Source organism: Paenibacillus sp. FSL R5-0766 (assembly GCF_037971845.1).
Lineage (GTDB): Bacteria > Bacillota > Bacilli > Paenibacillales > Paenibacillaceae > Paenibacillus.
Genome location: NZ_CP150227.1, coordinates 2,623,841 through 2,638,831 on the forward strand (window position 1 = coordinate 2,623,841; position 14,991 = coordinate 2,638,831).

15 protein-coding genes are annotated in these 14,991 nt (G+C 44.2%); 10 read left to right on the forward strand and 5 right to left on the reverse strand.

Going from position 1 to position 14,991, the window contains the following annotated elements; all coding sequences use genetic code 11:
- Positions 1–18: 18 nt before the first annotated feature.
- Together MKY66_RS11985 and MKY66_RS11990 are read right to left on the reverse strand one after the other, a co-directional pair.
- On the reverse strand, positions 19–468 hold the full coding sequence (locus tag MKY66_RS11985; protein ID WP_076216293.1) for a DUF1569 domain-containing protein: 450 nt from the start codon (positions 466–468) through the stop codon (positions 19–21).
- A 41-nt stretch (positions 469–509) separates the two neighbouring features.
- Positions 510–983, reverse strand: coding sequence for a MarR family transcriptional regulator (locus MKY66_RS11990; protein ID WP_076216291.1), 474 nt, complete (start codon positions 981–983; stop codon positions 510–512).
- 347 nt (positions 984–1,330) lie between these two features.
- Between MKY66_RS11990 and MKY66_RS11995 the strand changes: the two genes are divergently transcribed.
- The 6 genes from MKY66_RS11995 (at position 1,331) to MKY66_RS12020 (ending at position 5,587) form a co-directional block, all read left to right on the forward strand.
- Complete coding sequence (locus tag MKY66_RS11995) at positions 1,331–2,158, forward strand: methyltransferase domain-containing protein (RefSeq protein WP_076216289.1); 828 nt, start codon at positions 1,331–1,333, stop codon at positions 2,156–2,158.
- 34 nt (positions 2,159–2,192) lie between these two features.
- Positions 2,193–3,125 (forward strand): hypothetical protein, encoded by a 933-nt coding sequence (locus MKY66_RS12000; RefSeq protein ID WP_076216287.1) that lies wholly within the window; start codon positions 2,193–2,195, stop codon positions 3,123–3,125.
- A gap of 75 nt (positions 3,126–3,200) precedes the next feature.
- Complete coding sequence (locus tag MKY66_RS12005) at positions 3,201–4,028, forward strand: phosphotransferase (RefSeq protein WP_339807143.1); 828 nt, start codon at positions 3,201–3,203, stop codon at positions 4,026–4,028.
- Between the two features lie 180 nt (positions 4,029–4,208).
- Positions 4,209–4,655, forward strand: a complete 447-nt coding sequence (locus tag MKY66_RS12010) for a GNAT family N-acetyltransferase (RefSeq protein WP_076216284.1) — start codon at positions 4,209–4,211, stop codon at positions 4,653–4,655.
- A 45-nt stretch (positions 4,656–4,700) separates the two neighbouring features.
- Positions 4,701–5,024 carry a hypothetical protein gene (locus MKY66_RS12015; protein ID WP_076216282.1) on the forward strand — a complete coding sequence of 108 codons (324 nt, stop codon included), beginning with the start codon at positions 4,701–4,703 and terminating at the stop codon, positions 5,022–5,024.
- 38 nt (positions 5,025–5,062) lie between these two features.
- Positions 5,063–5,587, forward strand: coding sequence for a GNAT family protein (locus MKY66_RS12020; RefSeq protein ID WP_036670493.1), 525 nt, complete (start codon positions 5,063–5,065; stop codon positions 5,585–5,587).
- 134 nt (positions 5,588–5,721) lie between these two features.
- On the opposite strand, the gene MKY66_RS12025 is transcribed toward MKY66_RS12020, so the two are convergent.
- The 3 genes from MKY66_RS12025 to MKY66_RS12035 are packed head-to-tail and all read right to left on the reverse strand — an operon-like array spanning position 5,722 to position 10,086.
- Complete coding sequence (locus MKY66_RS12025; RefSeq protein WP_076216280.1) at positions 5,722–6,687, reverse strand: substrate-binding domain-containing protein; 966 nt, start codon at positions 6,685–6,687, stop codon at positions 5,722–5,724.
- Positions 6,680–8,269, reverse strand: a complete 1,590-nt coding sequence (locus MKY66_RS12030; protein WP_256704345.1) for a response regulator — start codon at positions 8,267–8,269, stop codon at positions 6,680–6,682. The genes MKY66_RS12025 and MKY66_RS12030 overlap by 8 nt, the downstream gene beginning before the upstream one ends.
- A 5-nt stretch (positions 8,270–8,274) precedes the next feature.
- Complete coding sequence (locus MKY66_RS12035) at positions 8,275–10,086, reverse strand: sensor histidine kinase (RefSeq protein ID WP_076216276.1); 1,812 nt, start codon at positions 10,084–10,086, stop codon at positions 8,275–8,277.
- A gap of 243 nt (positions 10,087–10,329) precedes the next feature.
- On the opposite strand from MKY66_RS12035, the gene MKY66_RS12040 reads away from it, so the two are divergent.
- From MKY66_RS12040 to yjfF, 4 genes are all read left to right on the forward strand, one after another.
- Positions 10,330–11,352: an ABC transporter substrate-binding protein gene (locus MKY66_RS12040; RefSeq protein ID WP_076216274.1), complete on the forward strand. Its 1,023-nt coding sequence runs from the start codon at positions 10,330–10,332 to the stop codon at positions 11,350–11,352.
- An 85-nt stretch (positions 11,353–11,437) separates the two neighbouring features.
- A complete protein-coding gene (locus tag MKY66_RS12045) occupies positions 11,438–12,949 on the forward strand; it encodes a sugar ABC transporter ATP-binding protein (RefSeq protein WP_076216272.1) in 1,512 nt (503 codons plus the stop codon).
- A 4-nt stretch (positions 12,950–12,953) separates the two neighbouring features.
- A complete protein-coding gene (locus tag MKY66_RS12050; RefSeq protein WP_083657362.1) occupies positions 12,954–13,997 on the forward strand; it encodes an ABC transporter permease in 1,044 nt (347 codons plus the stop codon).
- Positions 13,987–14,961, forward strand: a complete 975-nt coding sequence (yjfF, locus tag MKY66_RS12055) for a galactofuranose ABC transporter, permease protein YjfF (RefSeq protein WP_076216270.1) — start codon at positions 13,987–13,989, stop codon at positions 14,959–14,961. The genes MKY66_RS12050 and yjfF overlap by 11 nt, the downstream gene beginning before the upstream one ends.
- Positions 14,962–14,991 lie beyond the last annotated feature (30 nt).

Genomic DNA, 14,991 nt, shown 5'->3' on the forward strand with positions numbered 1-14,991 from the left:
AAAATGTTCGTTTACGAATCACACTCCAAATTGCTTTAGATGATGATCTAAATGTTTATAGATGCCTATACCCCATTGCTCAGGTGTTAATCTTCCGAAAAAAGGATGGGGGTGAGAGGAGCATTTTCTTGGACCAAGACTTTGGAAAGTTGTAATCTTTTGTTTCAGTTTCTCTTTCTCTACGATAAACTCTCTGTTGTCTTCTATAATAATCGTTGGGATGGTCGACATATTATGCGGTAATGGCTTTTCGTTATAAAACATCGGTTTGGCGAACCTTCCAACGAGCCTTCCTAGCAATCCTCTAGGTGGAAAAGCATTCCCCATGGGAATGTCTTGAAATGCCGAGCAGTGAGCCAGCATTTGAGGGACCTGCATGTTTCCCCATTCAGGCTTGCAATTTGCACTGAGTCTATCAATACGCTCTACGATTTCCACAGCATGCGTTTTAATGAAGATACTTTTCATAAGAACACCCCAATCATTGTTTTGGATTAGATTAAGCTTCTCTACTCATTCACCTTATCGCTAAACTGTGTAATTTCCTTTTCTAAAATTTGCCCGACTTGGCCGAGAGCATTCGTTATATCTAATAATTGCTTCGGATCAAGGTGAGCCATAATATACTGGTTCCATTCATCGTACTGTGTATAGATCGCTTCCAGCACTTCTTCTCCTTTCGCCGTTAATTCAAGTAACTTGGTTCGTCGGTCTGTCGGATGGTCTTTGTACATAGTGAGCCCTTCATCGGTTAATACATCTGCAATGCGCTGTACACTTTGGCGGGCTAGCCCCATATCACGGGCGATTTTGGCTACTGTCGGTGTACCATGTCCAATGCGACCCAATACCTGCCATCGGGCACTGCTCTGATGGAGTGAACGTGTAACGATATCCCCCGAACGCATCAATAATCCATGAATGTGAAAGATGTGAAGGGAAAACTTGCTTAGTGGATCTTCTATATTTTGGTTGTATTTCATATGTTTATCTTAATTCATTGACAGTGTGCTGTCAATATATCTGATATATCCTTATTGCTTCTGAGATATAGAAGGTTGTTCATGCTAAAATCAAGAATAGAAAGATAGGGGAATTTTCGTTAATCCAGAAGAGTTATATAAAATTCGAGCTATAAATAGATCAATTACGTCATGATCCAAACCATAAGGAGACGAGTTATCTATGACAAAATTGCATGTTCGTGAAGCTGTTTCTACAGATGCTCAAGCAGGGGAACAATTGAATCATAAGGATGCTTTTTTCTAGGGAAGAAAAAGGTCTAAGAATATATGTTTTTATTAATCTACTTAAGAACAGGAGAGAATATATGAGTGATCCGCGTTCAACATACAGTATCCAAACGGCAGTTTTAAGTTTACAAGAGGAATTAGAAAGGTTAAAGATACAGGCGGTAATGGGGTGGTCCAAAGAATTCCGAAATCTAGAATGGTATGGTTTGAAAAATGGAATGCGTGTATTGGAGGTCGGAAGCGGACCAGGTTATATCACAGAGCAATTAGTGAACAGTCTGCCGGACAGCGAGCTTACCTCACTTGAGATTGATCATTCACTGCAAGCACAAGCTAAAGAACGGCTTAAAGATATTCCTTCCAAGCGATTGCAATTTGTAGAGTCTTCCATTTACCAGATGGATCTACCTGATGATTCTTTTGATTTTGTCGTGGCAAGACTTATCTTTCTTCATTTGAACAATCCTGACGAAGCTGCACAAGAGATATATCGTGTACTGAAGCCTGGCGGCTGTCTTGCCATTATTGATGTAGATGACGGCGTTTTTGGAGCAGTGAATCCTGATGTTCCTGCTTTGCATACGGTATTAATGAAAATTTCGGACTATGCGGCACAACACGGCGGTAATCGTTTAATTGGTAGAAGTCTGCCGCGTCTCCTTACTGAGAGCGGATACATCGATGTTGACATTGATTCTGTCCTTCAACATAGTGATCTGTTAGGCATAGAAGGGTTTAAGCACCAGTTTAATCTTAATCGTTTTGTACATTTTGCTGAAAAAGGTGTGATCAGTTCGGAGGAATTTGCTCAGCTGCAACAAGCTTCTGAAGCGATAAATCATTCGCCGGAAGCCTATGCCATGATGAATTTCATTACAGCTTGCGGTACGAAGCCATTGACATAGCTGGGTTGAAACTAATTAGGGACGGAGGATGGGGATGAATATCGTTCATTCTTTTCAGGAATTAGTAGTTCGAGGGGATCATCAGGGTATGATTGAGTTACTGAAAAACTACGAACAATCCAGACCATTATCTGTTAATGAACAGGGCTGGGTCTACTGGAATATTTCCGATGGTTATGCCTTGTTAAGAGAACCTGAACTGCTTTATGCCAATCACCGGGTATTCTTCGAATGGGGGAAAGAAAACCTAGCCCCGGAGCAGTTACACTGGATTGTTTCGGATTCGACCCAAGCGTTGTCATTATCTCTGGGCAACTACTTTGATCATTGGATGGATTGGTACCAATATGCTTGTGATCATGCCCCGAAGTTGGATACCAACCGAGGTGCTCGATTCGAGAGTCATCGGGCTTTGGGTGGTTCGCTTTGGGTTTTGGAGAGATACAGTGAAATGGACAGTGTGCTTGAAAATATGAACCAGCTCATACAAGAAGATGAGACATGGTCCAATATTCTTTTTGCCCGGATTACATACAACAAACAGCGTCTGGCCTATCTGTATCATGCCGGGGAGGTTAGAGAAGTAAATCTGCTTCTGGATGAAACGCTGAATTTGATAAACAAGATCGACTGGTCAGCATTAGATCCAATAAAAAATCAGGAAGTTGTAGGTAGCTGGAGACAATTGAATTCATCCAGTAACTCACAGAGAAATGTTCACATCGCGATGAACAATCTGGCATGTATTTTGACAGATATTGAAAAGGTAGAGGAAAGTGTGGGGTTATTCAGACGGCTACAGGACAGTGGATATGCTTTGAATGGGTATGCTTTTTCTAAATATGTCTGTTCGGTCTGGAAGTCAGAGGGGGTTGAAGCTGTTAAGGAAGTGTTAGGTGCCAATAAATCTTTTGAAATCGCTGAACTGATTAAACATAGTCCTATGCTTTCAGAGATCGAAGATTAGGTTTGAGGTTGTCTAATAGAGGACTGAACTTCAAGGACTAAGAAAGAAGGAATGCATGAAGTGAACCATGACATCTTGTTAAACAGATTTCCGAATGTGAACATTGTTAAACTAACAGGTGGTTATACCAATACGACCCTTTTACTTGAGGGAACTGATCCGCAGATGATTGCTAAAATCTATCATGTAGAAAATACAGATGCAAGGACAGAAATAAGCGCGTTAAGGTTGTTAAATCATTCTGGCGTGACTCCGCGAGTGCAGGATTATTTTGAAAAAGAAAACTGGCTGTTTGTTATGATGGATTACGTTCCAGGAATAAACGCACAGAGGCTGCTGGATCAAGATGGAGTTGACCAAGGTAGGAAAATTTATGAGCAGCTTGGTATATATCTCGCCAGAGACGTGCACTCCATCAAACGATATGATTGCGAAGCAGAGCTGCCAGTCATAACGAAGTCCGCTAATGATGTGGAGGAACTTGAGTTTGTACCCTCCGGAATCAAAAGCATGGTAAAAGAAGTGTTGGACATTTCCGATCATGGGGAGCAAACTCTGATTCACGGAGATTACGGACCACATAATGTCATGTTATCCAACGATTTAATGTTCATTTTGGACTGGGAGTGGGCAGGATGGGGCAATCCGTTGTTTGATATCGCATGGGTGGTCTGGTTTGTGCATCTTCATTACCCTCACATGGCAAAGGATCTGTCAGAAGTCTTCTTAAATGCATATACAGAACGTACAAATATTGATGTAACAAATGATCTAATTCGGGCATATTCCACATCCAAAGTAATACAGATCATGAACCGAATCAAGAATGCTCATCCAGATGTACATAGGGAATGGCTCCGCAGATTAGAATGGACACTGCAAGCGAGCTTTAACAAGTCTTAATCGTGAAATTTCGTTGAAACGCTGAAATATACGTGAGAGGAGTGATGTGATATGAGAAACAATACGAATCTGAAAAGTAGAAATGAAGTTACAAGAGGTGTTTTTGTCTAGCGCAGAGGACCCAAGGAAGTCTTCAGTGGGATTCCTCTGTGTAATTTTCACTAGGAGGAGTTTCAATTTATGATTCAATTAAAAAATGTGTCGGTGGATAATTGGTATGCATGTACTCAACTGAATGTAACGGAAGAACAGAAAAAAAGTTTTCCCGCGCCGGTTGTATATTGGATTGCTGAATCCAAGGTCGTGACCGATTTTCGACCCATGGCCATCTATTATGATTCGGATCTGGTTGGATTTGCTGTGTACTCAGATAAGCCGGATCATGAGGATAACTACTGGCTTCTTGCTCTAATGATAGATACAAAATATCAGGGCAGAGGTTATGGAAGAGAAGCATTGAGGAAGTTAATTGATCTAATGAAAGAATCGCAGAATTGCAAACGCATCATGATTGGACACAGGCCGGAAAATGGTATCGCCGGAAATCTGTATGAATCCCTTGGTTTTCGGAGAGTAAGTGAAGGGCTGATTGATGGCGAAGTCGTTCGGCTTCTAAGATGCAAGTAGTGCCAAAACGCACGCGATTTGGATTGTAAAGGAGGTAGCTTGTCTTTGAAGCATGTACACATTATTTTCTCATTACTCTTTATCATGTTAGGCATTGTGATTATTACGATCTCGAAAATGATTGAAGAGGTGATTCCCAAGCTAGGGTATGCAGCATTCCAGTCAGCAGCAGCTGGCAGTTATGATTCGAGTGCTTATCAAGTGAATTTTGAACTGAATTATTGGATAGGCGCGATATGCGTTTTGGGTGGAGTTATCTGTTTATTAGCTAGAATGAATTGGGTTCAGAACTCCATCCGTGAAATGAATATAAGAAACAAAGCGTTTGATGAAACTCATAATTATGACGACACAAGAGAACTGAAATAGGTTATGATATGACATAAAAAAAGAAGGGGCGGATACACATGATTACATTCCAATACTTTGAACCGGAAGATTTTGATCAACTGATCGAATGGAGTGGGGATGAAGCATTTCTGCTCCAGTGGGCCGGCCCTCAGTTCCAATATCCACTTTCCAGAGAGCAGCTATCGGATTATTTGCATGGTGCCAATGATAAGAACACTTCAAATAAGTTCATTTATAAAGTGATGGATGAATCGACTCAGGAGATTGTAGGTCATATTGCTCTTGGCGGTATCGATCGATATAATCGTTCAGGGCGTATCGGTAAGGTGCTTCTTGGTAAGCCATATCAGGGTAAGGGTTATGGGAAGCAAATGATCGATGAGGCACTTCGCATTGGATTTGAAGAGGAGAAGTTGCACCGGATCAGTCTGGGCGTATTTGATTTTAATGTCTCAGCCATCCGATGTTATGAAAAAGCGGGCTTTGTACAAGAAGGACTTATTCGTGATGCGAGAAGATATGAAGATACATTCTGGAATCTAATCGAAATGAGCATACTAGAAAACGAATGGAAAAAATGACTTCTCAAAAGGATCATCATACTTGAGAGTCATCTTTCTTGAGAAACACTTCCATGAACGGATGTAATAACTACGTGTACGAAAATTTAAAAGGGGATGTCCGCCTGTCATCAGAATGACAGGTGGACATCCCCTTAATTGCTTTCTTTCTGATTTATTTCAATGATCCCCGTATCAATAAATTCCTTCACAGGCACACCGTCGCTTGCAAGTAACAGGGTCTCCATCATTTTGGCACCCCAGACTCCTTCATTCTGCGAAATAACGGCAGACAATTGACCGTTAAGTAACCCGTTTTCACTGGTCGGGCTATCACCGAACGCGATTAAATGCCGGTTAAGGCCTTTTGCTTTCCAGATCAGGGTAGAAGCAGAGACAGAAACAAAATCGAGCCCGATAATCGCATTGAAGTGAGGGTGAGCTTGAATCATGTTCTCCATATCGGACATGGCTTGATCTTCATTCCCTTGATGATAACGAACTTCCAAGATTTCGATGTCTGTTTCACTGCGGATATAGTCAATGAATCCATTAAGCCGCTGCTGCAAACCTTGCATCTCCTCCAAGCCGTTCTCGACAAGAATCATACCTTGATTATGCAGGAGTCGTGTAGTCGTCATCGCGAACTGCTGGCCAGTGCGATAGTTATCTGCGCCAACATAAGCGATTCGATGACTGGATGGGACATCTGACTCAAATGTAATGACAGGAATACCCGCAGCTTGGGCTGCATCAATAACGGGTGTAAGTGCAGCAGCATCCACAGGAGATATAGCTATCCCGTCCACATGCTGTTTGATCATATTTTCCATGATACGGATCTGTTGTTCGGTATTGGCTTCATCAGGTGCGTTTACAATTAACGTGATATTGTGTTTCCCTGCATACTCCGTTGCATCCTTCGTGATCATCTCATAGGTTGGATACGTCATTGGATAGATAATACCGAAAGTTTTGCTCGCTGCAGATTTCTCTACAGGTGAAGTTGCAGGAAGTGTTGCAGCCATTTGCTGTGGCCGAATGTGTGCCGAACCGGATGAAATGATCGTCGGGAACAGAAGTATTAGTGTAAGTAAAAGTGCAAATCTGGCTTTATTCATACATTGGCTCTTTTCTCATATCTGATGGTCTGGCCTGCGATTCCGCGGTTCCTTGAGTTCGATATTCTCTTGGCGTAAAACCTGTTGTTTTCTTGAATATATTAGAAAAATAGTGAGAATCGTTGTAACCAACTTTGTAAGCAATCTCAAAGGTTTTGTTGTTGGTTGTTTTCAGCAGCTCCTTGGCTTTGCCGATTCGAATCTGGGTTAGATACTCCGTTATCGTTTGACCAGTTTCCTGACTGAAAATCTTGCTTAGATGACTTGGACTGATTCTGACATGTGCAGAAATCATCTTTAACGAGACCTGTTCGTTATTGTATTCACGGGATACATAGGCTTTCACCTGATCAATGACATCACTGTATTTTCCAGAGCAAGCTGCTCTTCTCTGCCATAACAAGTTAAGCAGGGAACACAGATATTGGGTGCAGTCCTCCCAGCACGTGATCTTCCGGATCGTCTGCTGTAGGGAAGTAATGTTCTCATCCGAATGGTCACTCATGCGGAACAGCTGATTCGCAAGCCGGAACGACTCCAGCGTAAGATCATTCAACAGATAGAAGCCATACGATGAGGACTTCCAGTCGAAGGACTGTAATGGAGCAGCAAACTCCTGCACAAAATGGTCACGCAGATTGAGACTGCCGATTTTGAGAAATTCAAGAAACGAATTCCTGTCGAGGAAAAGAGTCGTTTGCTCATCCAGGTTAATTTCATGTAGAGAAGCTCTGTTCTGAAGGGTGAGTCGATTAATATATTTATCCTCCTCCGCTTCCAGATACGAGACATGAATTCCTTGCAGCCGCTCCTGCTGACTGCCGATGCCCAGAATAATATTACATTTGAACGTATGCTCAAGTTCCATACGAACCCGCCCGCGAAGCTGCTCCAGATATACGGATATGCTGTCATCGGAGTGATACTTGAGCAGAAGCACCAACTCGGTCCGGCTTCGAATATAGGGAAGAAGTTCCACGTGGGGATCACGAGTTTCCTCCAGTACGGGAAGCAGTTTCTTCATCAGGGATTCCGGGTCCCGGGAGTCATCTGTTAATCGAACGTCGATAATGACAATTGTATAATACCGGGCCGAGAGTGGAAGTGAGAGTTGTTTGGCTGATTCAATCGCATCGGTTGTACCGATGAGTCCTCCGCACAGATCGGCCAGCAGTTTTTCTTTGGTGATCGTCCGGTTTGTCATGCGTTGATGTTCTTCATCCATTTGTTTGCTGACCTTATGAAGCATTTGGATTAGCTCTGCTGCACTAATGGGCTTTAGACAGTACTCGGTCACACCAAGTCGGATAGCCTCCTGGGCATAGCTGAATTCATCATGACCGCTCATGATAATGATTTTGATATCAGGTTGTTGAGTGCGAACGATGGAGGTCAGTTCCAATCCGTTCATAAATGGCATTTTGATATCCGTAATCAGAATATCCGGAGCCCATTCATGAATTAAAGGTAACGCAAGCTCGCCGTCGGGTGCATCCCCGCAATAGTGAAAACCTTCCTTTTCCCAATCAATGCAGCTCCGTATATTCTCCCGAATTCCAATTTCGTCATCCACAATCATCACCTTTTTCAACGGTTAACCTCCTTGCTTTTGGGGATACGAATCATAAATGTGCTGCCTTCCATATAGGTACTTTCCATTTCAACACCATAAGCTGGTCCGAAATAGAGTCGAATCCGGTGATGTACATTGAGCAGACCAAATCCGCCTTCCTGCTCGTCATCTTGGGGTGAACGGGAACCGGCCGGCTTCTCCAGCTCTTCACGTAATTGTGCCAATCGATCCGCAGACATGCCGATTCCGTTATCCTGTACGGTGAGAATGATGCTATTGTCCTCTACATATCCGTGAATGGATATCAACCCTTGACCGCGTTTGTTCTTGATCCCATGGTAGAGCGCGTTTTCAATCAGGGGCTGCAGCGTCATTTTCAAAATGGGATAATCCTGAAGCTCACGATCAACGCTGATCTCGTAGGTGAGAATATCGTGGTACCTCATCTGTTGAATAACCAAGTAACTCCGCGCATGCTCAAGCTCGGTTTGAATGGATACCCAGTCGAATCCTTTGTTCAGACTCAACCGAAAGAACTTCGAGAGGGCCTGCACAAGTTTGATTACATTTTCTTTTTTCTCTGCTTCAGCCATCCATAGAATAGATTCCAACGTGTTATACAGGAAATGAGGGTTGATCTGAGCTTGCAGCGTACGTAGTTCAGCTATTTTCACCTGTTCATTCTCTCGAATGCTCTTTTCGATTAGCATTTTGAGCTTATCCAGCATCACATTGAAACTTTTGCCCAGATCAGCAATTTCGTCCGAGCCGTGTGGTGTGACTTTGGCTTCCAAGTAACCGTTTGCAGCTTTACGCATCTTGTTCATCAGAATCCGGATGGGAAGAATCAGTCGATTATTCAGGAAAAAATATAACGATATCGCAAAGAAAGCACTTAACAAAACGGTAATGATGATCAATTGGCGAATGCTATTGGCCTCTGCAATGATTTCCTGATAAGGAGCTACCCCGATCATTTTCCATCCGGTCTGTTCTGAGGTGCTGTATACAACAAACTGGGGCTTGGATCCTGCAGACAGGATAAAGCTGTCGTGCTGTAGATGTAAAGGGACCGATCGGATCTGATCCATCATGGTTATGGATGCCGGGGTGGCATCCGGCCTGAAGAGTGTATTTCCGTATTGATCACTAATATAGAAAAAACCGGAATCCTTAATAGGGGTATTCGTCAAAAAATCATCAATGAACGAATCATTCAAATCAATTACTATGAACCCGATGACCTCATGCGTAATTCGCTCTTTGACCGTGGTTATAATTGAAAGCGCATTCTGTTTAGGGTAAGCAAACCCATCCAGCCTGTTATATTCGGCATAGGCTGCAGAATGAGGGATGCGCAGAATGGCATCCGGATACTGTATCAGATACTTGAAGTACGGGTTACGCAGCGGATTTCGTTCCAGCTTGAACACGCCTTTTCGTTCACTTATGCCTTTTCCATAGAAATTCACGAACGAGATATTAAGTACCTTGTCATACTTGTAGGTTTCCCGATAAAGATTGTATGTCTGAAGGATGGCTTTGGCTTCCGGGTAGGACTCCGATTGAGAATACAGGTATTGAAGCACTTGCGGGTTCTTGCCCAGTTCGAGCAGCCGTTCCGTATCCTCAAACAAGATGTCAATGTTTCTGGCAAGCTGGTCGGCAACCAGTTGTGTCGAGGCCTTGTTATGATTGGATACGACCGTATAGGATTTGTGGTAAGAAATCAATCCAACCACGATCAGTGGTACTGAACTGAGGATGATAAACATGCTGAGTAATTTAAGCCTGAGGCTTGAAGCAATCCATTGAATGAGTTTCAACGTATTCCACTCCATCTGAAGGGATCAAAATGTATCATTAGTATAACATGATTTTCTAATATGTAAGAGAATCGCTAAATACTACACAATTAAACAAAGAAATTACACGTTCTAAATTTCATTTTTTTGAAATTACTAAATTATTACATAAATAAAGTATGAGACTCCATATAAGCTCGGAATGAAAGCGTTCTATAATGTGGTCACACCACAAGGTGAAACGAAAAAAGGGAGGATCACAACATGCGAACCAAAAAAAAGTGGGGACTTGCCATAACATTGGCTATGGTGATGCTGGTCAGCACGGCATGTAGCAGTACCAATGGAGGAGCAGGCTCCGATAATGAAACTTCAACGAGTGGGAATGGCAGTACACCTGCCAGCGCCAAAACAATTACGCTTGGTTTTTCACAGGTTGGTGCGGAGAGTGGTTGGCGTTCGGCGAATACCAAGTCGATTCAGGATTCAGCCAAAGAAGCGGGTTATGATTTGAAATTCTCCGATGCGCAGCAGAAGCAGGAAAATCAAATCAAAGCTTTGCGCTCCTTCATACAACAGAAGGTGACGGTGATTGCTTTTTCCCCTGTTGTAGAATCCGGTTGGGATACCGTATTGAAGGAAGCGAAGGATGCAGGAATTCCCGTGATTTTGACGGACCGTGCTGTGGATTCGCCGGATAAAACCCTCTACAAAACCTTTATTGGTTCCGACTTTGTAGAAGAAGGACGCAAAGCAGGTCAGTGGCTTAGTGACCAATACAAGGACACACAAGACGAGATCAACATTGTTGAGCTGCAGGGTACAACAGGCTCCGCACCAGCGAATGACCGTCAAGAGGGCTTTATGGAATTGATTGCTTCCAACTCGAAGCTTAAAGTGATTGCTTCACAATCGGGTGACTTTACACGTGCCAAAGGCAAAGAAGTCATGCAAGCTTTCCTCAAAGCACATAAAAAAATAGATGTTCTCTATGCACATAATGACGATATGGCACTTGGTGCAATTCAGGCCATTGAAGCGGCAGGATTGAAACCAGGCGTAGATATTACCATTATCTCTGTGGATGCCGTGAAGGATGGTATGCAGGCTGCTGCTGATGGCAAAATCAACTTTATCGTTGAATGTAATCCGTTGTTAGGACCTCAATTAATGGAAGCGGTTCAAGCGGTAGTGGACGGGAAAGACATCGAACCCCGAATCGTTACGGATGAGACGACCTTCACATCGGAGCAAGCCAAAGAAGCATTGCCAACACGTGAATATTAAAAGCAGATTCGTATAACACCGAAAAGTCATTTTTCGACCAGGCTGTCGCTAAATGACTTTTTTTCATAACAAAGGAGAGGGTTATATGGCCGAGCAAGCACCCATTTTACAAATGACAGGCATCACCAAACAATTTCCCGGGGTTAAAGCACTGTCCAGCGTCAGCTTTCGCTTGTTTCCGGGCGAGATTCATGCCTTGATGGGTGAGAACGGAGCGGGGAAGTCAACGCTTATTAAAGTTCTGACCGGCGTTTATTCCATTGACGAAGGAACGGTAACGATGGATAACCGGGATCTTTCGATCTCCGGTCCGCTTGAAGCGCAAAAGGCGGGAATCAGTACCGTTTATCAAGAGGTCAATCTCTGTCCAAACTTAACGGTTGCTGAGAATATTTTCATCGGGCGGGAGCCGATGCGATTTGGCAAAATCAATTGGAAGCAAATGAACAAAGATGCGGAGAACCTTCTGCGAGACAGATTACATCTGTCCATCGACGTTAAGGCTCCTTTACAGACCTATTCGGTCGCGATGCAACAACTGATTGCAATTGCAAGAGCACTCAGCATCTCGGCAAAAGTGCTCATATTGGATGAACCCACATCCAGTCTGGACAAAAACGAGGTTCAGCAACTGTTTCGTATTATGCACAAATTAAAGAGTGAAGGTCTCGCAATTCTTTTTGTTACTCATTTTCTTGATCAGGTATACGAAATGTCGGATCGTCTAACGGTACTCCGTAACGGGGAATTGGAAGGAGAGTACATAGCCGCAGAACTTCCACGCATGGAACTGGTGCTCAAGATGATCGGAAAGGAGCTTGAGGTGCTTGAGGAGCTTCCGAAGGAAGCGGATGCTGCCCAGGCGGAGGCGGGAGAACTGTTAATTACCGCTAAGGCACTTGGACGCAAAGGAGCAATTGAGCCATTTGATCTGGACATTCGCAAAGGAGAAGTCGTGGGCTTGGCTGGGTTATTGGGGTCTGGTCGTACCGAAATCGCTCGCCTTTTCTTTGGTGCAGATCGTTCAGATGTAGGCAAGCTGCTCGTTGTAGATACAGGAAGTACGGTCAAGTCGCCGCGTCATGCAATTGATCAGAATATTGCTTTTTGCTCCGAGAACCGTAAAACCGAAGGCATAATCGATGATTTGACCATTCGGGAGAACATTATTCTGGCTTTACAAGCGACAAGAGGCTGGTCCAAACCAATCTCACGCAAGAAACAGGATGAGATCGCCGAAAAGTACATCAACCTGTTAAATATCCATCCGAAAAACCCGGAGCATTTAATTAAAAATCTGAGCGGCGGTAATCAGCAAAAGGTGTTGCTTGCACGGTGGTTGCTGATGAACCCCGATCTGTTGATTCTCGATGAACCTACGCGTGGAATTGATATCGGTGCCAAGACTGAAATACAGAAGCTGGTGCTCTCTCTGTCGAAGCAGGGCATGGCCGTGCTGTTCATTTCGTCCGAGCTGGAAGAAGTGATTCGTGTCAGCCACCGGATTGCCGTAATCCGGGACCGCAAAAAAGTGCAAGAACTTAGCGGGGATCAGATCCATCAACAGCAAATCATGAAAGCAATGGCAGGAGGTTAAAGAGATGGCGGGCAAGATGCGTAAACATCATTTGTTTTGGCCGTTATGTATGCTTGGTTTACTTTTAATCTTTAATTTGCTGTACTCTCCGGATTTCTTCTCCCTCGTCATGCGTGAAGGGAATCTGTATGGCAGCTTGATTGATATTCTCAATTTTGGAGCGCCTTTAATTCTGGTATCGATCGGTATGACACTGGTGATTGCGACCGGAGGTATCGATTTGTCTGTAGGCTCCATTGTAGCAATCTCCGGTGCCGTGGCTTGTATGAGCATCAGCAGAGGAGTGGATCAGAGTTCGCTCTGGCTTGTGTTGGGTGCACTTGGATTATCTATAGGTCTCTCACTGATCTTGGGCATATGGAACGGGGCGCTGGTTTCGGTTGCCAGAATCCAGCCCATTATTGCAACGCTTATACTGATGGTAGCCGGACGTGGGATTGCGCAATTGATTACGAGTGGACAGATTATTACTGTATCCAACGCGAACTACGCCTATATCGGGGCAGGTTCGCTTGCAGCATTACCTTTTTCCATCTTCATCGTATTAACTGTGCTGCTTGTTGCCTCATTGCTGACGAGAAAAACGGCACTTGGACTGTTTATTGAATCGGTTGGAAGTAACGCAAACGCGAGCCAACTGGCAGGTATTCGTTCAAAAACAGTTATTCTCACGGTATACGTCTTCTGTGGTCTGTGTGCCGGCATTGCCGGGCTTATTCTTAGCTCGAATGTATCCAGTGCGGATGGCAATAACGCAGGTCTGTGGTATGAACTTGATGCCATTCTTGCTGTAGTCATCGGGGGCACTTCGCTCAATGGTGGTCGTTTCTATCTAATGGGTACCGTCGTTGGAGCACTCATTATCCAAACCTTAACAACGACGATCTATATGATTGGAGTCCCGCCAGAAGTTACGTTGGTTGTCAAAGCCTTTGTTGTACTGGCCGTATGTTTGATTCAATCCGATTCATTCCGCAATTCCATGGTGATCCGTTGGAAAAAACGGAAGTTTCCAGCCGAACAGGGGGTTAACCGCCATGTTTCTTAATCGTAAGTATCTCCCGGTCTTTGTCACCTTCGGTTTGCTGGCCGTGATGTTTGCCATAGGCTCTTTCCGGTATACGGGGTTCTTCTCCACACAGGTACTGCTTAATCTTCTCATTGATAACGCATTTCTGATTATCACGGCGATTGGCATGACTTTTGTGATTGTATCGGGAGGAATCGACCTGTCGGTAGGTTCTGTCATTGCGCTGACGACCATCATTAGCGCAAGTCTGGTCGAGAAGCAAGGGTGGTCGCCTGCGATCGTTATACCTATGGTGCTTGTGATGGGTGCGTTGTTTGGCACAGTCATGGGGGCGATCATCCACTTTTTCAAAATCCAGCCTTTCATCGTGACACTGGCAGGCATGTTTTTGGCGCGGGGGTTGTGTTATGTCATCAGTCTCGACACCATTACCATTACGAATCCATTTTACACACAGGTTGCGCAGGCGAAAATCTCCCTGCCAGGGGGCAGCTTTGTCTCCATTAATGTGATTATTGCACTGGTTATTGTACTGCTCGCGATCTACCTGGCACATTACACCCGGTTCGGGCGCAACGTTTACGCCATCGGCGGAAGCGAGCAATCCGCGCTGCTCATGGGACTGCCGGTTGCACGTACCAAAATCCTGGTGTACACGTTCAGCGGTTTGTGCTCCGCGCTTGCCGGTGTTGTCTTCACCTTCTATATGTTATCCGGTTATGGATTACACGCCATGGGTCTTGAACTTGATACCATCGCGGCTGTTGTAATAGGAGGCACCTTGTTAACAGGTGGTGTGGGGTATGTGGCGGGAACCTTTATTGGTGTATTGATCCAGGGGGCTATCCAAACTATAATTAGCTTTGAAGGTACGCTCAGCTCATGGTGGACCAAGATTGTGATTGGCCTGATGCTGTTTGTTTTTATTTTGTTCCAGCGACTTCTTAGCGGGCGGCGAGTATCCTCGAAATCACTGCATTAAGTTGATCGAATTAAATGAAATATGGAGATG

Excerpts from the sequence above, each read along its gene's own strand:
- MKY66_RS12010 (WP_076216284.1), top strand. The coding sequence starts at position 4,209 with ATGATTCAATTAAAAAATGTGTCGGTGGATAATTGGTATGCATGTACT.
- yjfF (WP_076216270.1), top strand. The coding sequence starts at position 13,987 with ATGTTTCTTAATCGTAAGTATCTCCCGGTCTTTGTCACCTTCGGTTTG.
- MKY66_RS12000 (WP_076216287.1), top strand. The coding sequence starts at position 2,193 with ATGAATATCGTTCATTCTTTTCAGGAATTAGTAGTTCGAGGGGATCAT.
- MKY66_RS11995 (WP_076216289.1), top strand. The coding sequence starts at position 1,331 with ATGAGTGATCCGCGTTCAACATACAGTATCCAAACGGCAGTTTTAAGT.
- MKY66_RS12025 (WP_076216280.1), bottom strand. The coding sequence starts at position 6,687 with ATGAATAAAGCCAGATTTGCACTTTTACTTACACTAATACTTCTGTTC.
- MKY66_RS12050 (WP_083657362.1), top strand. The coding sequence starts at position 12,954 with ATGGCGGGCAAGATGCGTAAACATCATTTGTTTTGGCCGTTATGTATG.
- MKY66_RS12045 (WP_076216272.1), top strand. The coding sequence starts at position 11,438 with ATGGCCGAGCAAGCACCCATTTTACAAATGACAGGCATCACCAAACAA.
- MKY66_RS12040 (WP_076216274.1), top strand. The coding sequence starts at position 10,330 with ATGCGAACCAAAAAAAAGTGGGGACTTGCCATAACATTGGCTATGGTG.
- MKY66_RS11990 (WP_076216291.1), bottom strand. The coding sequence starts at position 983 with ATGAAATACAACCAAAATATAGAAGATCCACTAAGCAAGTTTTCCCTT.
- MKY66_RS11985 (WP_076216293.1), bottom strand. The coding sequence starts at position 468 with ATGAAAAGTATCTTCATTAAAACGCATGCTGTGGAAATCGTAGAGCGT.
- MKY66_RS12020 (WP_036670493.1), top strand. The coding sequence starts at position 5,063 with ATGATTACATTCCAATACTTTGAACCGGAAGATTTTGATCAACTGATC.